Here is a 22,551-nt window from a genome sequence, read left to right on the forward strand (position 1 = left end):
TGCTACACTCGGCTGGATTTTATCGCCTCAGAGCCTTAGAAAAATAACGAATGATTCGTATCGGAGACAGTATGAAATGCAGCGCAAGAAAAACAGTATCGGGTTTGTTGGTAGCGGCTACGCTTGCCCTGGCTAGTCTGAGTGGAAATGCCATGGCAGAAGCGACGACGGTGCGTCTGTCGCACGGCTACGGCATTCTTTACCTGCCGCTGATGGTGATACGCGACCAGCATTTGCTGGAAAAACAGGCCAAGAAAATCGGACTGGGCGAGGTGACGACGACCTGGACGATTCTGGACGGCGGCAATGTGATCAACGATGCCATGTTGTCCGGCAATCTGGATATCGCCGGCACCGGTGCGCCCGGCTTCATTACCTTGTGGTCGAAAGCGCATGGTATTCCACGCTCGGAAGTGATAGGACTCGGTGCGCTGAGCACCTCACCGCTGTGGCTCAATACCAATAACCCCAACATCAAATCGCTCAAGGATTTCACCAGCAAGGACAAGATCGCCATTCCCGGTATCAAGACTTCGCTGTCGGCGGTGGTGTTGCAGATGGCTGCGGCCAAAACCTTCGGTGCTGCCAGCTACGCCAAACTCGATCCGCTGACGGTCAGTCTCGGCCATCCAGAGGCGGTCGGGGCGCTGATGTCCGGGAAAACGGAAATTACGGCGCATTTCACCTCGCCGCCGTTTTCTTATCAGGAATTGAAGAACCCGAAAATATCGCGCGTGATGAGTTCTTCTGAGGTGTTGGGAGATATCACGCTGGACGTGGTGTTCGGTCTCAAACAATTTACCGATAAGAACCCGAAGCTGACGCAGGCATTCATGGCGGCGCAGGAAGAAGCGAACGCCTATATTGCCAGGGACAAGAAGGGCGCAGCGGAAACTTTCCTGCGCGTTTCAAAAATCAAGCTGACGCAGGCGGAAGTGGAAACCATGCTGGCCGATCCCGATACCTTGTTTTCCACCACCCCGAACGGTGTCATGCAATATGTGCAGTTCATGGGGCTGGCCGGCACGATCAAAACGCAGCCGGCAAAATGGAGCGATTTGTTTGTCGCCGATTTTGCGACACGTAAAGGCAGTTAAGGAAGTTGAGGTTCCCCTCAGGCTACGGTTTTCCTGATGTGTTCCGTTTGTCCGCCTGGCGGTAGTCGAGACCCATAGGCAGAAATCGACGCTGCCGCAAGAGTGCCGTTCAGTAAAGCGCTGGACGGCATTTTTTATGCGCTTGGTAAGATGGCTGTTTTTGCGCAATCCCCCTATAAAAATGAATAAAGCGATTTTCTTTGCGCTGTCATGCGTGTTGTCATGGAGCTTCATCCCCGTCATTTCAAAAATCGCGACGGCGGATATCTCCCCCTTGCAATTTTTGTTTCTGTCGAATGTGCTTTCCGCAGGCATGATAGGCGGCTTGCTTTTCGCCTGGCGACACAAAATCGACGGGATTTTCCTGCAATGTAAAAATGCCTTGCCGGCGACTTTTTTGCCCGGTTTTCTCGGCTGTTTTTTCTACTATTTATGCCTGTATTACGGCTATTCCAAAGCCAATGGCATTGCGGTGCTGGTCGTACAGTATTTATGGCCGGTGCTGATTGTTCTGCTGGCACCCTTCATTCTGGGTGAAAAACTGACTTCCCGAGGCGGCGTGGCGGCCGCATGTGGATTCATGGGGACCGTGGTCGTGGCAACGAAAGGGGATTTCACCAGCTTTGATACGCAAAGCCTGCCGGTGCTGGGCATTGTTTTCGCCGGTGCGCTGGCGTTTGCGCTTTTTTCCTTGCTGTCCAAAAAAGTACGTTGCCACACGCTGGTGGCGACGTTTCTCTTTTTTGTCTGGGCCAGCCTGTTGTCGCTGTTTGCCTTGCTGCTCACGACAGGTGTCCGTCTTCCCAGTACCCGCGCTGCATGGCTGGGGCTGTTGCTCAACGGAGCCATCGTGAACGGACTCTCGTATTTTTGGTGGCTGCGCGCTTTGCAGCTGGAAAAAGTGTCGCGCATTGCCCCGCTGGTTTTCTTAACCCCCATCCTGGCGTGTTTGTGGCTGGTGGTTTTTTGGGGGGAGACGTTTTACGTCAGCTATGCCGCTGGGATTTTGATGTGTGTCGCCGCGGGCTTGATCGCGTCGAAAGCGGAGCGGATTTAAAGCAGGACTTAGCCGCCGCGCAGGCGGGTTTGCAGATTGCATTCTTCCTGCCAGCGGACATGCTCGGCAGAGGCACGGGCATCACGCATCAATTCTTCCGGCGATTTGTCGCGTTGCGCCTTGAAGAGGCGGTCGGCCAGCTGGATGTCGGGCTTGACGGTACCGAAAAACGCCACCGTGCCACCATGCTGAATGAGCAGGGTCGGGAAATTATCGACATCCAGGTCGCCGACCAGGTCGGCTTCGTCTTCGATATCAATCCAGACGAAATGATGCTGCGGATGGCGTTGCGCCAGTGCGGCGAATTGCTCGCCATATTCACGGCAACTGCCGCACCACTCGGCGCACAGGCAGGCAATCACCCAGCTACCGCTGTCGAGGGCGGCTTCCAGTGTGCTGTGCTTGCTGTTATCGAGTATGAAAAAGGACATGATGTGCGCATTCTACCGGGTTGCCAGGGCTTGTCGTCCGAATGCGGGCCGGGGCGCGGTAAAATGCGGCATGCCTGTCATCCTCTCCATTGAAACTTCCGCCGATCTTGCTTCCGCCGCCTTGCTGCGGGACGGTCATCTTGCCAGCCTGCAAACGGCCGGCGTTCATACCCATTCAGACACTATCCTGCCTATGGTGCAGACATTGCTGGCGCAGGCCGGTGTGAAACTGGCCGACTGTGCCGCCATCGCTTTCGGTGTCGGCCCGGGATCGTTTACCGGTGTGCGCACAGCGTGCGGCATCGTGCAGGGTCTGGCTTTCGGCGCGGATTTGCCGGTGGTGCCGGTCGTGACTTTGCTCGCCATGGCGCAAGCCTGCCACGAGCGTTGCGGCGCGGAGGAGGTAGTGGCGGTGATGGATGCGCGCATGGGCGAAGTGTATTGGGCTCAGTATCGCTACCAGCCGCAAGAACAGCGCTGGGAGGCGGTCATCGAACCGGTTCTGAGCAGCCCTGCGCTGGTCGTGCCGGTTGGCGTGCCAGTGGCCTGCGGCAACGGACTGGCGGCCTATGCGGGTCTGTTTGCCGGCATGGCGTCGATTGCCGCTGCCGGCCATCCGGACATCATGCCGCATGCGGAGCAGATCGCACGTCTGGGGGCGATCGAAGTCGCGCAGGGACGCAGCGTAGCGCTTGATCTGGCGCAGCCTTTTTATTTACGTAATAAAGTGGCGCTGACCACCGCAGAGCGGATGGCGAAGGTCGCCTCCTGATGGGTGCCTCACGATCCGCTAAAGCGGGGCGAAATAGCTCCCGACTCGCCGACACCATGCAAGTGACACCCATGCTGTCGCTCGATCTGGAGGCAGTCGTGGCGATTGAAAATGCCGTCCATACCCATCCCTGGAGCAAGGCCGGTTTTGTCGATTCGCTGCTCAACGATCATTTGGCCGAGGTGGCGCGTGACGCTAGCGCCCGTTGTCTGGGATATTTCGTGCTCATGCTGGTCGTCGATGAGGCGCATTTGCTCAATATCAGCGTGCGGGCCGATGCCCAGGGGCAGGGCGTCGGGCGCGCATTATTGACTCGCGCTTGCGAGCTGGCGCGGAGCAAGTCCATGGAGTCGGTGCTGCTGGAAGTGCGCCAGTCCAACCTGCGCGCCATCAACACCTATACGCGCCACGGTTTTGTTGAAATTGGCCGACGCAAAAACTATTACACCGTCACGCCGACCGCACGAGAAGATGCGGTCGTGATGCGATTTACTTTATGAATGCGATGATGAACGACACGCACCGTAGGCAATTATTGGATGCTATTGGCATCGGCCCGACGTGGGTGCGGCGCGCTCTGCCTGCCGTGATGGTGGATGGGGGCGCAAGCGCTGCGTCGGTAGCGGATCCGGTGGCTCTTATGCCTATTGAAACGGCAGATACGGCAGATACGGCGCTGGCCGTTGATGCAAACCCGCCAGCAATGGGCGCGCCGGTTCGCATGGAAACGGCCACTGCGCTATCGCCGGCGACCAACATGGACTGGGCGCAATTGCAGGCGGCGATTGCGGCTTGCCGTTTGTGCGGCTTGTGCGAGGGGCGCACGCATACAGTACCGGGCGTCGGCGATGCGAAGGCGCGCTGGCTGTTTATCGGCGAAGGCCCTGGACAAAGTGAAGACTTGCAGGGCGAGCCCTTCGTCGGGCCAGCCGGCAAGCTGCTTGATAACATGCTGGCGGCCATCGGTTTGCGGCGCGGGGACAATGTCTACATCACCAATGTCGTCAAATGCCATCCTACCGACGAGAGCGGGCACGACCGTGCGCCCTCGGCGGCTGAAATCGCGGCTTGCCTTCCTTATCTGCAAAGGCAAATTGCCCTGATCCAGCCGACGATGATGGTGGCGCTGGGTAAAACAGCGGCGCTGTCCTTGCTCGGTCTGCCACCGTCCACGACGGTCGCTGCCTTGCGCGGCACGGTGCATCGTTATGGCGAGTTGCCGCTGATCGTGACCTATCACCCGGCCTATCTGCTGCGACAACCGAGCGACAAGGCCAAGGCCTGGGCAGACCTGTGTCTGGCGACGGCGACGTATGCCGCCTGACTCCGGACTTCCCGTACCCTTCAATCCCTATCAACTGCAATTCCATCAGCGTTGGGGCCATCTGCGCGACCCCCATGTCCGTGCGCTGACCTTTCTGCTGGATGCCCCTGAGTTACTGGATGCGATGTCGCCGCAATGGTCTGGCCGGATCGCGGTGCTGGACGTCGCCCGGCACGGCGATCCTGAACTGGCTGGCTGGCTGGCCGCGCTCGATGCCGCTCCGCAAGCCTTGCATGCGATACTCGCCGCGCAATCAACGGCCCGGCTGGGACGCTATGCCGAACAGTTACTGACGTTCTATCTGCGCCACGCCGGACGGCTGGTGGCGCATAACCTCCAGGTGCGCAGCGACGCCAAACTGACGGTGGGCGAATTCGATTTTCTGTTGCCCGATGCGAGCGGCACCGGCTTGCTGCACTGGGAATTTGCCACCAAATTTTATTTGCTGGAATCGGCCTCCGCCGCTTCGCACATGGAGGGCTTTATCGGCCCCAATCTGGCCGATAGTCTGGGCGCGAAGATGCAAAAAATCATGGAGCAGCAATTGCGCCTGTCGGCCCATCCTGCCGCACAAGCCTGTTTGCCGCAGCCAGTGCGTGCGGCGCAGGCGCTGGTGAAGGGCTGGTTGTTTTATCGGCAGCCGGAATTGCCCTTGTCAGCGACTCTGGGTGTGGCCGCAGACCATTGTCGCGGCTTCTGGTGCGCTCTGGGCGATCTGGATCAGACCGCGCCTGCGTATGCGATCCTGCCGCGTCTGCAATGGCTGGCCCCGGCGCGCCTTGCGCTGGCGGAGTGCTTATCTGCCGAGGCCTTGAATGGATTGCTGGAGGCGCATTTTTCTGGCGCAGACCGGTCACCGGTCATGGTGGCCTTGCTACAAGCTGAGCATGCCGGTGACGGCAGTGCCTGGGAATACGCGCGTGGTTTCGTGGTAGCCGACGACTGGCGCGATCGTGCGGCCGAGTTCATGCGCTACGGCATCGTTCACGTTTAAGAGATTTTGGCGATTGAGCGGCTTAAAAGACTTAAGAGACTTAAGAGACTTAACAGACGCTCCGCAGAGCGTCTGTTGTGAGGAATCAGTGCTTATGTTCGCCGATCAACGCCAGCGAGTCATGCTCGCGCTGATTAGCGGTGTGCTTGCGCATGATGAGGTACATCAGTCCGGCCACGAAGACACCGAACATCAGAATCACGATGTTGACATTCAGGTCGAATCTGACCATGAACGAGTACAACACCAACATCATCAGCACGGACAGATTTTCATTGAAATTTTGCACCGCGATGGAATGGCCCGCGCTCATCAGGACGTGGCCGCGATGTTGCAGCAAGGCATTCATCGGCACCACGAAATATCCCGACAGCGCCCCTATGATCACTAACAGGGGGTAGGCGACCCAGACGGAATGCACCATGGTCATGCTCATCACCACCACGCCCATCGCAATCCCCAGCGGCATGACTGACAGCGACTTTTTCAGCGGCACGAAGTGTGCCGCCGCCACCGCGCCGATTGCTACGCCTACCGCCACCACGCCTTGCAGAATGGCCGCTTTGTCGAGCGGCATTTGCAGCGATTTTTCCGCCCACTTCAGGACGATGAATTGCAGGGTCGCTCCGGCACCCCAGAACAGGGTCGTCACCGCCAGCGAAATCTGGCCCAGCTTGTCTTTCCACAGCGTAGTAAAACAGCGCGCGAAGTCGACGATCAGCTTGGCCGGGTTGCGTTCCTGATGCGGATAGCGTGCGCCGGTGTCCTTGATGTTCAGGTTGAGGACGGTGGCGATAATGTAAATGACAGCGACGACCGACAGGGCGGCTTCGGTAGGGGTGTCGATCCAGCTCAGTAGGGGAATATCGAGCGCCATCATCATTGCTGAGATGTCTGGATTGACCAGTGTTCCGCCTAGTACGGTGCCGAGGATGATGGAAGCGACGGTCAGCCCCTCTATCCAGCCGTTCGCGGCTACCAGGTTATCCGGCGGCAGCAATTCGGTCAGGATGCCGTATTTGGCGGGCGAGTAGGCCGCCGCGCCAAAACCGACGACGGCATAGGCAATGAGGGGATGCACCCCAAAAAACATCATGCCGCACCCGACGATCTTGATCAGATTGGTGTAAAACATGACCCGCCCCTTGGGGAGGGAGTCGGCGAAGGCGCCGACAAAGGCGGCCAGCAGGACATACGATAAGACGAAAAACAGTTTCAGCAGCGGGGTCATCCATTGCGGGGACTGCATTTGTGCCAGCAGAGAAATAGCGGCGATCAGAAGTGCATTGTCGGCCAGCGATGAAAAAAACTGCGCTGCCATGATGGTATAAAAACCACGATTCATCGGATTGTGAGAACTCATTTTTTCTTCAGCGGCGCGGCATTGTCAGAAGTGTCTAACCCTGCCGCATTTGTGCGATAAAAACAGTTTCCTCAGCCGCTTGCGCATGGCGTCCAGCAGTCGCGACGCGTCGGCGGCTTGCCGAACCTGTGCGAGATTCATGGCGAAAATGACATTGGTCGCGCTGGCGGTGTGCCGGCAGTCGGTCTCGGATGTCCGCTTTGCCACGAATTATTAATTAGTCCATCCCTATCGGGATTGCCACGTACCCAATGCCGGTCACGCTACGGTACCCCGGCTAGCGTTATACCATGAAAATATTCGATTTCAGGGATATTGCCATCGAGCATGCTTCCCTGAATGTGGCCACTGTATCGGGAAGGGGCGTCCGCTCCGGTAAAATGACGGTCTGTTCTCCATGTAGAGTCACACGCCCCCTATGCCACGTCCGCTCATTGCCACCATCGATATTAACGCTTTATCCCATAATCTTTCGGTCGCGCGCGCGCATGCTCCTTTGGCCAAGGTCTGGGCGGTGGTCAAGGCCAATGCCTACGGGCACGGACTGGAGCGCGGTTTGCGGGGGTTTGCTACGGCGGATGGTCTGGCGCTGATTGAGCCGGAAAATGCGGTGCGCTTGCGTGAAATGGGCTGGGACAAGGAAATTCTCCTGCTGGAAGGGTTTTTCGAGCCTATCGATATTGCCTTGCTGGTTCAGCACCGTCTGCAATTTGCGGTGCACTGCACCGAGCAAATCGCCATGCTGGAAGCGGCCGGGCTCGGTCGTGAGGCGCAGTTGCATGTGCATTTGAAAATGAACAGCGGCATGAACCGTCTCGGCTTCAGGCCGGACCAGTACCGCGCGGCTTACGAACGTGTGCGCCGCTTGTCTGCGGTGCAAAACATCACCCTGATGACGCATTTCGCCAATGCCGACGACGCCGATAATCCGGCGTTGCCGTTAGCGGAGCAGGTACGTCGTTTTGAGCAGGCCACTCAGGGTTTGCCTGACCCACGCAGTCTGTGCAATTCTGCCGCCGATTTGCTGCATGCCGAAATAGGCGGGCAATGGATACGCCCCGGCGTCATGCTCTATGGCGCCACACCGGGCGGAAGCAGTGCGCAAGAGTTCGGATTGCGCCCCGCCATGACGCTATCGAGCGAAGTGATCGGCATCCAGGATCTGCTGGCCGGCGATGCGGTCGGCTATGGCAGTCGTTTTGTGGCGCATGAGGCGATGCGCATTGGCATTGTTGCTTGTGGCTATGCGGATGGGTATCCCCGCCATGCGTCCACCGGCGGCCCTGTCGTGGTGGACGATGTGCGTACGCGCTTGCTGGGAGGCGTATCGATGGATATGTTGTGCGTCGATCTGAGCACCGTGCCGGGGGGGGGTATGGGGAGCAAGGTGTGCTTGTGGGGTGAGAGCATGCCGATTGATGAAGTGGCCCATGCCGCCGGTACTATCGGCTATGAATTGATGTGCGCACTGGCACCGCGAGTGCGGGTGCAGGTGCTTGAGTAGAGCTTGCGCAAAAGCCCGCTGGCGTGGTTGCATCGCCTTGCCGAGCAACTTGCGCTGTCTGCGGCAATGCTGCTGGCCAGCGGGCTTTTGCGCAAGCCCTATTGTGCAAGCCCTATTGCGTAAGTCCTATTGCGTAAGTCCTATTGAAAAAACGAAGGATTAAAGAATCAGATGGCCAAAGCAAAAACCAACTTTACCTGCAACGAATGCGGCGGTATCGCGAACAAGTGGACCGGGCAGTGCCCTGCGTGCGGTCAGTGGAACAGTTTGCAGGAAACCATCGTCGAGAGCGGCAACAATCGTTTTTCCAGTCCGCCGCAAAGTCTGGCGCAGACCGCGCCGGTGCTGAGTCTGGCCGATATTGAGGCGATTGACGTGCCGCGTTTCGGTACCGGTATCGAGGAATTCGACCGTGTTCTGGGTGGTGGTCTGGTACCGGGCGGGGTGGTGCTGATCGGCGGCGATCCGGGGATTGGTAAATCGACCCTTCTGTTGCAGGCGATGGCGAATATTTCGCAAATTAAAAAAGTCCTGTACGTCAGCGGCGAAGAATCCGGGGCGCAGATTGCCTTGCGCGCAAAGCGTCTGGCGCTCGATGCGGACGATTTGAAATTGCAGGCGGAAATCCAGCTCGAAAAAATTCTCGGCACGATTGCCGAGCATAAGCCTGACGTAGTGGTCATCGATTCGATTCAGACCATGTATTCGGATGCGCTCAGTTCCGCGCCCGGATCGGTAGCGCAGGTGCGCGAATGCGCTGCGCAACTCACACGTACTGCCAAAGTCACCGGCGTGACCATCATCATGGTCGGGCATGTTACCAAAGAGGGCGCGCTGGCCGGGCCGCGTGTGCTGGAACACATTGTCGATAGCGTGCTGTATTTCGAGGGCGATACGCATTCGAGTTTTCGTCTGGTGCGGGCGATCAAGAATCGTTTTGGCGCGGTCAATGAACTGGGCGTTTTTGCGATGACCGAAAAAGGCTTGAAGGGGGTATCCAATCCTTCGGCCCTGTTTTTGTCGCAGCATGGGGAGCAGGTGGCGGGGTCTTGCGTCATGGTGACGCAAGAAGGAACGCGGCCTCTGCTGGTGGAAATTCAGGCGCTGGTCGATACCTCGCATTTGCCGAACGCGCGGCGACTATCGGTCGGGCTGGAGCAAAACAGGCTGGCGATGCTGCTGGCGGTGCTGCACCGGCACGCGGGTGTTGCTGCCTTCGATCAGGATGTGTTCATCAATGCCGTCGGCGGTGTCAAGATTACCGAACCCGCGGCCGATCTGGCGGTGCTGCTGGCGATCAATTCTTCGATGCGCAATAAGCCCTTGCCCAAGGGCCTGGTAGTGTTTGGCGAAGTCGGTCTGGCCGGTGAGATTCGTCCTGCGCCGCGCGGTCAGGAGCGCTTGCGGGAAGCTGCCAAGCTGGGGTTTTCTATCGCCATGATTCCCAAGTCGAACGCGCCCAAGCAAGCGGTGGAGGGTCTGCGCGTGATTCCGGTGGAACGCATCGACGAAGCGCTGCAAAAAATAAGAGACATCGGCGACGAATAAAGCAGTATCCGTGGGCGCTACAACAATGGTCGCTACAACAATGGCCGCTATCAATGCGGCGATTGCCGGGAAAGTAAACCTGCCCTTGTTTTTTCTTCTTTACACCGCTCTTTTATGGCGCGACTGACTATTTCTATATCGATTTATTCGGTGCTTTTTCCTCAAGTTTGATCCACATCAATTGACCCGTAGTAGCGCCCCTTAGCATTCGTTTCGGGGCGGTTTCCTCGCGCCATTTTTTTCACGCGATTCGGCGGACGACGGATTATTCAGGGGGGCAATGCGCATGGACAAGATACCCAAACTATTGGAAAAATCGACCGCGACGACGCAGTCATCCGCTTCACGCAAGTTGGGATTGCCACTGTTGAGCGCGATCATTTTTGCGTCGATGGTCGGTGGTGGAGCATTCAATCTGCCGCAAAACATGGCGCATGGCGCAGGACTGAAAGCCGTGACGATTGCCTGGGTGATCACATTTACAGGGATGTTTTTTTTGTCGGCGGCATTCCGTGCGCTGGTCGATAAACGCCCGGATTTGAAAGCCGGAATCTATTCGTATGCAAGGGAAGGTTTCGGCTTGTTTGCGGGTTTTGAGATGGCCTGGGGATATTGGCTGGCAGCGGTGTTTGGCAATGTCGCGTTTGCGTTTCTTCTGGTCAAAACTGCCGCTTATTTTTTCCCTCCGCTTGCTACTCAGAATAGCTGGCCCTCAATGACGGCAATCTCGGCACTGATCTGGGTCATGCACTTCATCGCCCTCTCCGGTGTCAGGCGTGCAGCGGTACTGAATCTGCTTTCCAGCACGCTGAATATAGTGATGATGGTGATTGCGTTGGGGTTCCTGGCGTTGGCGTTCGATGCAGATGTGTTCGTCGGAAATTGGGGGGGAATGCAAGCGCGTTTGGGTGGTCTGTCCGATCAGGTAAAAAGCACGATGCTGGTGACGCTGTGGGTGTTTATCGGCATCGAAGGGGCGGTGGTGGTTTCTGGCCGGGCCGCCCGAAGCGCGGATGTGGGCAGAGCGACGCTGATCAGTCTGATTGTTTGCACGGGACTGTATTTCCTGATATCGGTGCTGCCCTTCGGATTGATGCGTCAAGGGGCGCTGGCTGGTCTGGCGACGCCCTCACTAGCGTATGTCCTGGAGCGTGCGGCGGGCGAATGGGGGATGCATTTCATGCTGAGCGCGCTGCTGATTTCGCTGCTGAGTTCATGGCTTTCCTGGACCATTCTGACGGCAGAATTGCCGCATGAAGGGGCGAAGGATGGCGTATTTCCGCGCTTTCTCGCACAGCAAAATCGCCATCATGCCGCCGTGCCAGCCTTGTGGGTATCGAGTGTCACGATGCAGCTGGTTGTTATTGTCACGCTGTTTGCGGAGGACGCCTGGATGTGGCTGATTTCGATGACCGGCGTCATGATTTTGCCGAGCTATCTGGCTAGTACGGCGTTTCTGTGGCGACTGGCGAGACAAACAGAGACGGTCGGATGCTATGGGAAAGGGCCATCCTGGTCGCTGTGCGTAGGGGTGTCAGGCACGGCGTATGCCTTGTGGTTGCTGTATGCCGCAGGACTTCAGTTCTTGCTGCTCTCGACCATTCTTTATGCTTTCGGCGTCCCTGTTTTCTGGTGGGCGCGGCGCGAGCGTGCGTCGGATCAAGCCGCATTTTCGTCCCGGGAAAAAATGGCGGTCGCCTTGTTGGGCTTGTTAGCCGTTGGTGCGGTGGTCTTTATCGTGTTTGGTTTTCTGTCGCTCGGGTAATGGCAGAACGAATGCGCTGTGACTATGTAGATCCGCGTCTTTCCTTTCACCTCTTTTAATTTTTTACACTGTAAAAATCATGGCAACTTTAGGAGTGCATTCTGAAGCGGGAAAGTTGCGCACTGTCATGGTGTGCCATCCCTGTTTAGCTCACAGGCGGCTGACCCCCGCCAATTGCGAGTCCTTGCTGTTTGACGATGTGATGTGGGTGGAAAGGGCAAGGGAAGATCATTCAGTATTTACAGAGTGGATGCGAACGAGGGGGATCGAAGTCCTGGAGTTTCATCATTTGCTGGAAGATGTTTGCGACGATCCTGTTGGACGCGACTGGATACTGGATCGGCGTATCGTCGAGTCGGAGGTCGGTACCGGCATGCTGCGCGAACTGCGTGCATGGTTTCAGGAAATGCCCGCGAAGCAGCTTGCGGAGCTACTGATTGGTGGTGTGGCCAAGTCTGAGTTGCCGTTCGATCCGCGCGGATTGTTCGGCGCTTATCTGGAACGATCCGATTTTGTGATTGCCCCGCTGGTCAATCTGATGTTTCAGCGCGATCCCAGCGCATGGATTTATGGCGGGGTGACGCTCAATCCCATGTTCTGGTCGGCGCGGCGCAAGGAAACCTTGCTGGCTGCGGCGGTATACCGATTCCATCCCCGGTTTGCCGGTCAGGTGAAGATTTGGTGGGGTGATCCTGATCGCGATCATCACGCCGAAACGCTTGAAGGCGGGGATGTCATGCCGCTCGGCCGCGGCATTGTGCTGATCGGCATGAGTGAGCGTTCAAGCCCGCAGGCGATCACGCAGGTGGCGCGCAGTCTGTTTGCGCAGGGCGCGGCAAGTCGCGTGATTGCCTGTCAGTTACCGAAGGAAAGAATGGTCATGCACCTCGATACGGTTCTGACCTTTCTTGACGGAGATTTTGTCTGCATTTATCCAGAGGTGGTCAATGGCATCCGTTGCACCAGCCTTTTTCCCGGTGATGCGGCAGGCGAAGTGCGCCATGAACGGCATGAAGAGCCATTTCTTTCAGTTGTCGCCGATGCCTTGGGCGTCGGCTCCTTGCGGATATTGACGACCGGCGGCGATGTGTACGAAACCCAGCGCGAGCAGTGGGACGATGGCAATAATTTGTTGGTGCTGGATCAGCGCATCGTGGTGGCTTATGACCGTAATACCGATACCAATCGCAAGCTGCGACAGGCCGGTGTCGAGGTCATTGAAATCCCGGGCGGTGAGTTGGGGCGCGGTCGTGGCGGTAGTCATTGCCTGAGCTGCCCGATTGTGCGTGATCCGATTACTTGGTAGGAGGTGCCTGTGCGAATAGTGGTCGCTTTGGGAGGGAATGCCTTGCTGAAACCTGGCGAGGCTGTGAGTGCCGTAGCACAGCGCCGGAACTTGCGGATCGCCACGGCGCAATTAGCGAAAATGGCCCTGAGTCACGAGTTGGCAATCGTGCATGGCAATGGGCCGCAGGTGGGTCTGCTGGCCTTGCAGGAAATGTCTCGTCCTGTGGAAACTCGGTTTTCTCTCGATGTGCTGGACGCGGAAACCGAGGGGATGATTGGTTATCTGATCGAGCAGGAACTGCGTAACTCATTACCTGCTGCTGGCTATGCCTGTGCCACATTGCTGACGATGGTGGAGGTATCGCGTGACGACCCGGCTTTCGGCCATCCCGATAAACCTATCGGGCCTGTTTATACGGAAGCCGAGGCGACTGCGGCCATGCAAGTTCATGGCTGGACGATGGTGCATGACGGTGGTTTTTATCGACGGACGGTGCCTAGCCCTGCGCCTGTCCGCATTTTGCAGTTGGAGCCAGTGCGATGGTTGCTGGAACGTGGAAGCATTGTGATTTGCGCTGGCGGCGGGGGTATTCCGGTGCTTGCAAAAGTTGGCGGCGGTTATCAGGGTGTGGAAGCTGTCGTGGATAAAGACAGGAGCGCAGCGCTGCTCGCGTGCGAAATAGATGCGGATCTGTTACTGATTGCGACGGATGTGGAGGGTGTTTTTTTGGATTGGGCCATGCCTGCTCGTCGCTTAATCCGGCAGGCGCATCCCGATGATCTCGCCGGATTGACATTTCCGGCAGGGACGATGGGGCCGAAGGTGGAAGCCGCTTGCGCCTTCGCAAAGCGGACCGGGAGGCGCGCGGTTATCGGCGCTCTTAATGACATCGAACGCATGTGTGCCGGAAGTGCGGGGACCTTGGTTTCTTGCGATCAGAGTGGGATTGCTGCAGATTAGCGTGAATTTCGTGGCGTATTTTAGTCAATAGTATTCTTGCTATCGCACATAATATTTCCATGCCGAAATCCAATTGTGTCTCTCTTAATTTGTACTATTCTTTTGTCCGGGTATGCACTGCCAGAAAGATGGGTAATTAGATTCATCTATCTTTTTTAGAAAGCTTATTTAAAAATAATAATGGCTGTGAAAAAAATTAGAATTCGGCCGCCAATTTATTTTATTTCTGAATAGCATATCTAAGAATAAAAACTCCCCGCATTTTCTATTTCCGTTACCCATCAATCTCATTCGCAAAGCTTATGAGGGTTCATTTCGACTTATCAATATGAAGCGTTATATGCAATGAGTATTCCGATCGGACAGCCCCTTCTCCACATAACGCAACTCAGCTTGAAAAAGCAGGTGCAGAAAGTAAATTGTAGCGATTGCCGCATGCGCCAGTTATGTATGCCAATGAATCTTGGCGAGGAAGAAATCAAGCGATTTTATGAAATTATTAGTCGACGTCGCATACGACGTGGAGATTATTTGTATCGAATGGATGACCCGTTCAATAACTTATACGCCATTCATTGCGGTTACTTTAAAACATACCAAACTGATTTCAGCGGCAGGCAGCAAATCAATGGTTTTCAAATGGCCGGCGCATTGCTGGGTATGGATGCAATTCACACGGGCCGACATCAGTGCCATTCGATGGCGCTGGAAGATGGCGAGATTTGCATCATTCCATTTTTCCGTCTGGAGACTTTGTTCCGTGAAATTCCCCGGCTGCTCCATCATTTCCACAAAATGATGAGTGAAGAAATAACGCGTGAGCAGAACATCATGCTGTTGCTGGGAAGCATGAGGGCAGAGCAGCGGCTGGCTAGTTTTCTGATCAATTTATCCTCCAATTATGCAGTGCGTGGTTATTCCTCCACTTGCTTTCAGTTGCGTATGTCACGTGCAGATATCGGGAACTATATCGGTCTGAGTTTGGAAACTGTGTGTCGCCTTTTGACCCGATTTAAAAAACAAGGTTGGCTGATGGTTAATCAACGTGAGGTGAAATTACTGGATATTGAAAAATTGACGATGCTGGCAAGTTGTGGCGGTGAAGGTAGTTTGAAAGCTAGCAAGGCTGAGATCGTCAATCAAAAAAATATAAAAATAAAAGTTGGCTGAGTTAAAAATTCAGAGAATAAAAAAATTATTTTTTTAATTTTCTGATGTTTATTCTGCCTCAGAGAAACATAAAAATGTTGACTGAAATCAATAAAAAAGCACGCTGCATTACCTAGTATTGAGGTCGCTTCACGAAGCGATTTTTATTCATGGAAAAGGAGAAGCAATATGATTTCCGATAGTGATTTGCAGCAGAAAGTAACAGAAGAGCTTCATTGGGAACCCAGTATCGATGCGACACATATTGGCGTCGCTGCTAAAAATGGCATTGTGACCCTGACCGGATATGTGACCCGATATATCGAGAAACGGAATGCGGAACGTGCTGCAGAACGCGTCGCTGATGTCAAAGCTGTCGTGGACGATATTGAGCTGAAGATTCCCGGAGCCTCACAGCGTAATGATCTTGATATTGCAGAGTCCAGCCTGACTGCATTGAAATTGAATGCATTGATTCCCCGGGAGCGGATCAAGTTGGCGGTCGAGAATGGATGGATCACTCTTGATGGTGAAGTCGACTGGCAGTATCAGCGGATTGCCGTGGAAGATGCGCTGAAATTCATGTTGGGCGTAAAGGGAATTACGAACAAAATCATGGTGAAACCTGTCGCGCTGATTTCCGATATTCAAACCAAAATCAGAAATGCCTTGATCCGCAACGCGCAAATCGATGCCAGTCAGATCACGGTTGAAACCAGTGGCAACAAGGCTATTCTTGGTGGGAAAGTACGTTCGTGGGCAGAACGGCAACAGGCAGAAACTGCTGCCTGGTCTGCACCCGGAATCAGCAATATTGAAAATAATATTCACGTCAATTTTTGATTGATGTGAGTTTCAACTATTTTTATTTTTCAGAAATCCAATTCTGGATATCTCATTTTTAAGGAATGCATCATGACAACGATTTCTCTCTATGATCCATTGACTCGGCGCTTCAATAAATTTTTCCATCAGGTTTTTTTGTCACCGGCTTCGATGGATACATCGAATGAAGGTTTGGACAGGCTGCAACTGAAACTGGATGTATCGGAAGATGCGGAAAATTACTCGGTGCGTGCCGATTTGCCTGGAGTCAAGAAGGAAGATATCCGCATAGATATTGACGGCAACCAGATTACGATCAGCGCTGAAGTCAAAAAAGTAAAAGAGGAGAAAGGCGACGGCAATCTGATTTATTCAGAGCGCTATGAAGGCAAAGTATTTCGTAGTTTTACACTCGATAGCAGCGTGGACGAGTCGAAGGCCGAGGCAAAATATGCAGACGGCGTTTTGAAATTATGCTTGCCGAAAAAAAATAGTGAACAGTCCAGGAAGCGACTGTCCATACAATGATTCAGATGTGAATTATTCGACCTTGCATTTTTAATAAAAAGAATTGCGGAAAGGTCGGTACCGTATTGATTTTTTCAGTTGGCAGGGCAGTGCTTAGCTTTTACGTTTAGCTTCCGCCTGCTTGCGTCCCGCCGGTGCCAGTGGCAACTGTATTTGTACCGACAATCCGCCTCCGCTGCGGTTGCTTAAAGAGAGCTTGCCGCTGTGTCGCAAAATAATGCGCGACACGATGGCAAGCCCTAGTCCTGCACCGTTTGCCTGGCCCCGCGCCGAATCGAGTCGGGTAAAGGGGCGCTGCAACTGTTCTATTTCCTGTTCCGGCACGCCGCTGCCATGATCGCTGATTTCTATGATCGCATTGCCGCCTTCGGCGCGGCACACCAAGTCGATTTCTGCGATACCACTGTCGCCCGATTTTCCATAACGGCGTGCATTTTCCAGTACGTTATGAATGACTCTGCCAAGGTCGGTTGGATTTCCCATCACTTCCAGACCAGGACTCACCTGAGTCTTAACGCGTAAATCCGATTGGCGACTGGTGGATATGCTGGCATCGTCAATCACGTCGGACAGATTGACTAGCCCGAAATTATTGGCATCCAGCGGTTTGGCGTAATCGAGAAACTGACTGATGATTGCATCCATTTGTGCAATATCGCTATGCATGCCGTCGCGCGCTTCGGGCGATAAATGCGCCATTTCCACTTCCAACAGCATGCGTGCCAGTGGCGTGCGCAGGTCGTGCGAAATACCAGCGAGGATCACAACGCGATCCGACTCAACCCGGTTGAGATCGGCCACCATGTGATTGAAGCTGCGATTGGCTTCTTCGATTTCAGTCGGCCCCGTTTCTGGCAAGGGCAGGGGTTGCTGTCCTTTGGCAATGGCACGCGCCGCAGCGGTGAGTTGTGCCAGCGGACGATTGATCAGCGCCGAGAAAAATGCAGCTCCGAACAGCGAGAGCATGAGCGCGACGGCTGCCCAGCCAAACCACTGAAGGCCCGTAACACGATCTAGCCGACCGCGATCAAGCATGAGCCAATAGGCGTCGCGGTCGATATCGAAACTGATCCAGAAGCCCTCTACGCCATTGACGCTTGCAGCGAATTGCGTATCGTCGCCCAGCATGTCTGTGACATTGGCTTCCAGCTCGGGAAGGGTGGTCGAAGACGTCAGTTGCTTGATGACATCGGTCTTTTCCAGCGGATAGATGCGGATGCCTTCATTGCTGGACAGATCGAATAGTAATTCCCGGCGCATTTCCGGTGCCGAATGGGTCAGCGCGGCGCGGGTAATGGTCACGATTGACACAATTTGTCCGGCTAGCTGTTCTGTTCTCGGGCCACGTTCGACCATGCGATAACTCAGAACCCATGCCACCATGCTGGCGGTGATCAGAAATCCGAGCAGGAAAAAAGTACGCCAGAACAATCCATTCCTGAACCATCCTAAACCGTATCCTGGCGGCAGCCGGCGCGTGCTTTGATTAAACATATTGAATCCGGTTGCCGCTGCATACCGATAGATCATCTATCAATACCTTACCGCGCGCAGTAGGCATTAGCGCGGTTTTCCCTCAGGGATGAAGACATAACCGAGGCCCCATACCGTTTGTATGTACAGGGGGTTGCTGGGGTCCGGTTCGATGAGCTTACGCAAGCGCGAGATTTGCACATCGAGACTGCGGTCGAATACTTCATATTCGCGGCCGCGTGCCATTTCCATCAGTTTTTCACGCGATAGCGGATGGCGGGCATTACGGGCGAATACTTTCAGTACTGAAAATTCGCCGGTTGTCAGCGGAACTGTCGCACCGCTTTTGGTAAGGCTGCGCGTACCCAGATCGAGAATGAAATCGCCAAATTCGAACGATTGCGGCGTTTCCGACGGCGCTCCCGGCAACTCATCCGGCTCTTTACGGCGTAGTACGGCATGAATGCGCGCGACCAGTTCTCGTGGGTTGAATGGCTTGGGCAGATAATCATCCGCGCCCATTTCAAGACCGATGATGCGGTCGATGTCTTCGCCCTTGGCGGTCAGCATGATGATCGGTGTTTTGTCGTCGGCGCCGCGCAGACGGCGGCAGATTGCCAGGCCGTCTTCGCCAGGCAGCATCAGATCGAGAACCAGCAGGTCGTAGCGTTCCCGCAACCACAGCTTGTTCATGGTTTGCGCATTTTCGGCCGTGATGACGTTAAAGCCCTGTTCTGTCAGGTAGCGGCGCAGAAGATCGCGCAGACGGATATCGTCATCGACGACCAGAATTTTGAACTGCCCGGTTGTGACAGGGGGCGTGACGCTTGGGGTATCGGTTGTATTCATGCCTGTATGGTACCGTCATAAAATTATTCTGTAAGGCGTGCCGCCTCAGGCATTACAAAGTGTTACATCCCTTACGAGAAACATCTTATACCATCCCGCCTGTCGTCCTACACTCAGGCTGCTGGTTCTTCTCGCTGCTCCATGTCGGAGCCTCTCCAAAAAGACTTATGAATTTTTCTTCTCTCAAATGCGCTGTCCTGGCTCTGCTACTTGTTTGCAGCGCTTTGCCATCGGCTGCGCGGCAGCAGGGGAATGAATCTCAGGGGCAGAGTAATCACGGCAGTGAGCGCAGGCAGGAACGCGAGGCCCAAGATCCGCGCCGTGGCAAGTTAAGTCCGGACGAACGTCGCGAACTGCGCCGGCAGATCAATGAAGCAGGGCACGATATCTACGGTCGCCCAAGGGAGTAAAAGACCTGCCGGGAGAGTGGCGAGTCCTTTGATCCTACAAAGCCTTACGCGATCGATGCCTCAAGTTGTTCCAGCGCCTCTTGCTGCGCCAGCCAATCTTCTTCCAGTTGCGCCATTTCCTTCGAGTAATAAGACTGATCCGCCAGCAACTGCTTCAGTTTTGCCTTGTGGGCGGCATCGTAAATGGCCGGGTCGGCAAGCTGGGTCTCGGTAGCGGTCTTTTTGACCTGGCATTTGCCGATTTGCTCATTCAAACGCTTGATGCGCGCTTCGATCGGCTTCTTCAAGGCTGCCAGTTGCTGACGTTGTTCTGCCTGCACTTTCTTTTGTTCGCGACGGTCGACTGCCGGGGCCTCTGGCGCTGATTCTGCGACGGCTTCCTTGAAGGTGGAAACAGGAAGGGCCGCGACCGTTCCGGCCGCCTTGGCGGCCAGCTTGGTTTTGAACAGCCAGTCCTTGTAATCGTCCAGATCGCCGTCGAATATTTCCAGCTTGCCTTCTGCCACGATCAGGAACTGATCGGTGGTCGCACGCAGCAAATGGCGATCATGCGAGACCAGTACCAGCGTCCCTTCGAACTGCGCCAGCGCCATCGTCAGCGCTTCGCGGGTTTCCAGATCCAGATGGTTGGTCGGTTCATCGAGCAGCAGCAGGTTGGGGCGCTGCCAGACGATCAGCGCCAACGCCAGTCGTGCTTTTTCACCGCCGGAAAACGGGGCGATGCTGGAACTGGCCATGACGCCGTTAAATTGAAAACTACCGAGGAAATTACGCAATTCCTGCTCACGCACATTCGGCGCAATCCGCGCCAGATGCCACAGAGGCGATTCATCGTGACGCAGCATTTCCACCTGATGCTGGGCGAAATAACCGATCACCAGACCTTTACCGAATTGGGCGTCGCCAGAAAGCGGTGCGAGTTCGTTGGCGATGGTCTTGATCAGCGTCGATTTACCCGCGCCATTGACGCCCAGCAGACCGATGCGCTGGCCGCCCTGCAAGGAAAAATCGATGCCCGACAGGATAATGTTTTCCTGCATGCTGTGGTCGGCTTGTTCTGTGCGATAACCGGCATTGACTTTATCCATCACCAGCAGCGGATTCGGCGCAGCCAGAGGCTCACGGAACTCAAAAGAAAATTCAGCCGCAGCGCGCAGCGGTGCCAGCTCTTCCATCTTGGCCAGCATTTTGATCCGGCTCTGCGCTTGCCGCGCTTTCGAGGCCTGGGCTTTGAAGCGGTCGATATAGGACTGCAAATGGGAGCGCGCCCGCGTTTGCTTGGCAATCATGCCCTGCGCCAGCTCCAGTTGTGCTGCACGTTGGCGTTCAAAACCCGAGTAATTGCCGGAGTAGCGTTTCAGTTTGCGTTCATCGATATGCACGATCACGTTCACGACGCCGTCGAGGAAGTCGCGATCATGCGAAATGATGATCAGGGTGCCGGCATAGCGCTTGAGCCAGTCTTCCAGCCAGATGATGGCGTCCAGATCCAGATGGTTGGTCGGTTCATCGAGCAGCAGCAGGTCGGAAGGACACATCAGCGCCTGCGCCAGATTCAGACGCATGCGCCAGCCGCCGGAAAAACTGGCGACCGGACGTTCCATTTGCTGTAGCGAAAATCCCAGTCCCAGCAACAATTGCTCGCCGCGTGAACGCACGGTATAAGCATCGGCATCGGCCAGCGCCGTGTAGACATCGCTGATAGCGATGCCGTTGGCGGTGCTTTCCGGTTCCGCTTCCAGCGCGGCCAGATCGGCTTCCAGCTTGCGCAGAGTGATGTCGCCGTCGATGGCGTAGTCGATCGCGCAGCGTTCCAGTGGCGGGGTTTCCTGGGCGACGTAGGCCATGCGCCAGCGGGCAGGGAAGTCGATATCGCCCTGATCGGGGTGCAGTTCGCCGCGCAGCATGCCGAACAGGCTGGATTTACCGGCTCCGTTGGAACCGATCAGACCGATCTTGTCACCGGGGTTGAGCGTCAAATCGACGTTGTCTAACAGCGGCTTGACGCCGCGCATGAGGCTGACTTGCTGAAAACGGATCATCTGGTGTCGTAAAAAGTGAAAGCGACCATGGCCGTTGGGAGGGCAATGGTCGTAAAAAATAGCAACATGCTGATAGTAGGGAACGCAACCTGGGGCGGATAAATAGCCGGCGACGCCCGGAGATCAGGGCTTGCGGCGCATTGGAAGAGCATCCGCGCCGCAAGGGCGGGGACGTCTGTTGCAATGCGTCAAAGCACGGATTTTACGGCAATTGCTCGGCTGTGAGCAAAAACACCATATCGTCGCCGGCGCTGGTGGTGAGCCAGGTGAAGGGAAGGTCGGGAAATGCCGCTTCTGCATGCGCGCGTTCGTTGCCGATTTCTACCATCAGCAGACCGCCCGGTTTGAGTCTTGACTTGGCACCGGCCACGATCTTGCGCACCAGATCCATGCCGTCGCTGCCACCGTCCAGCGCCAGTTGCGGTTCGCGCAAATATTCCTGCGGCAGCGCTGCCATGGCGGTGCTGTTGACGTAAGGCGGGTTGCTAATGATGACGTCATATTGCTTTGCCGGCAGTTGCGCATACAGATCGGATTCGACCAGCGTAATGCGTTCCTGCAACTCGTAATCGCTGACATTGCGTCGCGCCACACCCAGTGCTGGCGGAGAAATATCGACGGCGTCGACGTGCGCTTCCGGGAAGGCATCGGCCAGCATGATGGGCAGGCAACCTGAACCGGTGCACAAGTCGAGCAGGTCGGTGACGGCATCAGCGTCCTTGATCCAGGGCGAGAAGCGCTCCGGGATCAGTTCGGCGATGAACGAGCGGGGGACGATGACATTTTCATCGACATAAAAACGGTAGCTACCCAGCCACGCTTCATTGGTGAGATAGGCGGCTGGAATGCGATCTTCAGCGCGGTGAATAATCACGCGCAAGAGCGCATCGATTTCGTCTTGCAGCAAGCGGGCATCGAGGAAGGGCTCCAACTGGTCCAGCGGCAGTTTCAGCGTATGCAGCAGCAGATAGGCTGCTTCGTCGAAGGCATTGCTGCTGCCATGGCCGAAAAACAGGCCTTCCTGGTTGAAACGTGTGATGGCATAACGCAGCACGTCGCGCAGTGTGGCGAAATTATTGGGTGTCATGACAGGGGGTCTCGATTTATACATCAAAAAAATGGGGGAATTGGTAAAAGCGTACGTGCCACCACAATACCATGCCCGTATCCTG

The 22,551-nt window shown here is 55.5% G+C and carries 20 protein-coding genes; 14 read left to right on the top strand and 6 right to left on the bottom strand.

All coding sequences use genetic code 11. From position 1 onward, the window contains the following. Window positions 1–71 precede the first annotated feature (71 nt). Both RGU70_RS09960 and RGU70_RS09965 read left to right on the top strand, forming a co-directional pair. Window positions 72–1,097 (top strand): ABC transporter substrate-binding protein, encoded by a 1,026-nt coding sequence (locus RGU70_RS09960; RefSeq protein WP_322209241.1) that lies wholly within the window; start codon window positions 72–74, stop codon window positions 1,095–1,097. A gap of 136 nt (window positions 1,098–1,233) precedes the next feature. Continuing rightward, the gene (locus RGU70_RS09965; protein ID WP_322209242.1) at window positions 1,234–2,154 is read left to right on the top strand and encodes a DMT family transporter; all 921 of its coding nucleotides are present in this window, start codon (window positions 1,234–1,236) and stop codon (window positions 2,152–2,154) included. Window positions 2,155–2,162: 8 nt separating this feature from the next. Here the strand turns inward: RGU70_RS09965 and RGU70_RS09970 are convergent, their stop codons facing one another. Next, complete coding sequence (locus RGU70_RS09970; protein ID WP_322209243.1) at window positions 2,163–2,585, bottom strand: thioredoxin family protein; 423 nt, start codon at window positions 2,583–2,585, stop codon at window positions 2,163–2,165. Between the two features lie 70 nt (window positions 2,586–2,655). Between RGU70_RS09970 and tsaB the strand changes: the two genes are divergently transcribed. Genes tsaB through RGU70_RS09990 form a run of 4 tightly spaced genes read left to right on the top strand, consistent with a single transcriptional unit; the run spans window position 2,656 to window position 5,675 of the window. Next, window positions 2,656–3,357, top strand: a complete 702-nt coding sequence (tsaB, locus tag RGU70_RS09975; protein ID WP_322209244.1) for a tRNA (adenosine(37)-N6)-threonylcarbamoyltransferase complex dimerization subunit type 1 TsaB — start codon at window positions 2,656–2,658, stop codon at window positions 3,355–3,357. Beyond that, window positions 3,357–3,857, top strand: a complete 501-nt coding sequence (rimI, locus tag RGU70_RS09980) for a ribosomal protein S18-alanine N-acetyltransferase (protein WP_322209245.1) — start codon at window positions 3,357–3,359, stop codon at window positions 3,855–3,857. Before tsaB ends, rimI begins: the two co-directional genes overlap by 1 nt. An 8-nt stretch (window positions 3,858–3,865) precedes the next feature. After that, on the top strand, window positions 3,866–4,681 hold the full coding sequence (locus tag RGU70_RS09985) for a uracil-DNA glycosylase (RefSeq protein WP_322210760.1): 816 nt from the start codon (window positions 3,866–3,868) through the stop codon (window positions 4,679–4,681). Beyond that, complete coding sequence (locus RGU70_RS09990) at window positions 4,671–5,675, top strand: DUF1853 family protein (protein ID WP_322209246.1); 1,005 nt, start codon at window positions 4,671–4,673, stop codon at window positions 5,673–5,675. The genes RGU70_RS09985 and RGU70_RS09990 overlap by 11 nt, the downstream gene beginning before the upstream one ends. 85 nt (window positions 5,676–5,760) lie before the next feature. Here the strand turns inward: RGU70_RS09990 and lplT are convergent, their stop codons facing one another. Continuing rightward, the gene (gene lplT, locus RGU70_RS09995; protein ID WP_322210761.1) at window positions 5,761–7,020 is read right to left on the bottom strand and encodes a lysophospholipid transporter LplT; all 1,260 of its coding nucleotides are present in this window, start codon (window positions 7,018–7,020) and stop codon (window positions 5,761–5,763) included. A gap of 436 nt (window positions 7,021–7,456) precedes the next feature. Here lplT and alr point away from each other — a divergent pair, with 436 nt between their 5' ends. The 8 genes from alr to RGU70_RS10035 all read left to right on the top strand — a co-directional run bounded on the left by alr (window position 7,457) and on the right by RGU70_RS10035 (window position 16,605). After that, window positions 7,457–8,542, top strand: coding sequence for an alanine racemase (alr, locus tag RGU70_RS10000; protein ID WP_322209247.1), 1,086 nt, complete (start codon window positions 7,457–7,459; stop codon window positions 8,540–8,542). Between the two features lie 171 nt (window positions 8,543–8,713). Continuing rightward, complete coding sequence (radA, locus tag RGU70_RS10005; RefSeq protein ID WP_322209248.1) at window positions 8,714–10,090, top strand: DNA repair protein RadA; 1,377 nt, start codon at window positions 8,714–8,716, stop codon at window positions 10,088–10,090. 286 nt (window positions 10,091–10,376) lie between these two features. Continuing rightward, a complete protein-coding gene (locus tag RGU70_RS10010; protein ID WP_322209249.1) occupies window positions 10,377–11,855 on the top strand; it encodes a basic amino acid/polyamine antiporter in 1,479 nt (492 codons plus the stop codon). A gap of 79 nt (window positions 11,856–11,934) precedes the next feature. After that, window positions 11,935–13,161, top strand: a complete 1,227-nt coding sequence (locus tag RGU70_RS10015; protein ID WP_322209250.1) for an arginine deiminase — start codon at window positions 11,935–11,937, stop codon at window positions 13,159–13,161. A gap of 9 nt (window positions 13,162–13,170) precedes the next feature. Further along, complete coding sequence (locus RGU70_RS10020; RefSeq protein WP_322209251.1) at window positions 13,171–14,103, top strand: carbamate kinase; 933 nt, start codon at window positions 13,171–13,173, stop codon at window positions 14,101–14,103. Window positions 14,104–14,448: 345 nt separating this feature from the next. Beyond that, the gene (gene fnr, locus RGU70_RS10025) at window positions 14,449–15,273 is read left to right on the top strand and encodes a fumarate/nitrate reduction transcriptional regulator Fnr (RefSeq protein ID WP_322209252.1); all 825 of its coding nucleotides are present in this window, start codon (window positions 14,449–14,451) and stop codon (window positions 15,271–15,273) included. Between the two features lie 168 nt (window positions 15,274–15,441). Next, window positions 15,442–16,095, top strand: a complete 654-nt coding sequence (locus RGU70_RS10030; protein WP_322209253.1) for a BON domain-containing protein — start codon at window positions 15,442–15,444, stop codon at window positions 16,093–16,095. A 72-nt stretch (window positions 16,096–16,167) separates the two neighbouring features. Then, window positions 16,168–16,605: an Hsp20/alpha crystallin family protein gene (locus RGU70_RS10035; protein ID WP_322209254.1), complete on the top strand. Its 438-nt coding sequence runs from the start codon at window positions 16,168–16,170 to the stop codon at window positions 16,603–16,605. Window positions 16,606–16,698: 93 nt separating this feature from the next. Here RGU70_RS10035 and RGU70_RS10040 read toward each other — a convergent pair whose 3' ends face one another. The 4 genes from RGU70_RS10040 to prmB all read right to left on the bottom strand — a co-directional run bounded on the left by RGU70_RS10040 (window position 16,699) and on the right by prmB (window position 22,466). Further along, complete coding sequence (locus RGU70_RS10040) at window positions 16,699–18,099, bottom strand: ATP-binding protein (protein ID WP_322209256.1); 1,401 nt, start codon at window positions 18,097–18,099, stop codon at window positions 16,699–16,701. A 66-nt stretch (window positions 18,100–18,165) separates the two neighbouring features. After that, window positions 18,166–18,927, bottom strand: coding sequence for a two-component system response regulator OmpR (gene ompR, locus RGU70_RS10045; RefSeq protein ID WP_322209257.1), 762 nt, complete (start codon window positions 18,925–18,927; stop codon window positions 18,166–18,168). Window positions 18,928–19,381: 454 nt separating this feature from the next. Further along, window positions 19,382–21,379, bottom strand: a complete 1,998-nt coding sequence (locus tag RGU70_RS10050; RefSeq protein WP_322209258.1) for an ATP-binding cassette domain-containing protein — start codon at window positions 21,377–21,379, stop codon at window positions 19,382–19,384. Between the two features lie 202 nt (window positions 21,380–21,581). Continuing rightward, on the bottom strand, window positions 21,582–22,466 hold the full coding sequence (gene prmB, locus RGU70_RS10055) for a 50S ribosomal protein L3 N(5)-glutamine methyltransferase (RefSeq protein ID WP_322209259.1): 885 nt from the start codon (window positions 22,464–22,466) through the stop codon (window positions 21,582–21,584). Window positions 22,467–22,551 lie beyond the last annotated feature (85 nt).

The organism is Herbaspirillum sp. RTI4 (assembly GCF_034313965.1).
GTDB lineage: Bacteria > Pseudomonadota > Gammaproteobacteria > Burkholderiales > Burkholderiaceae_D > Herbaspirillum.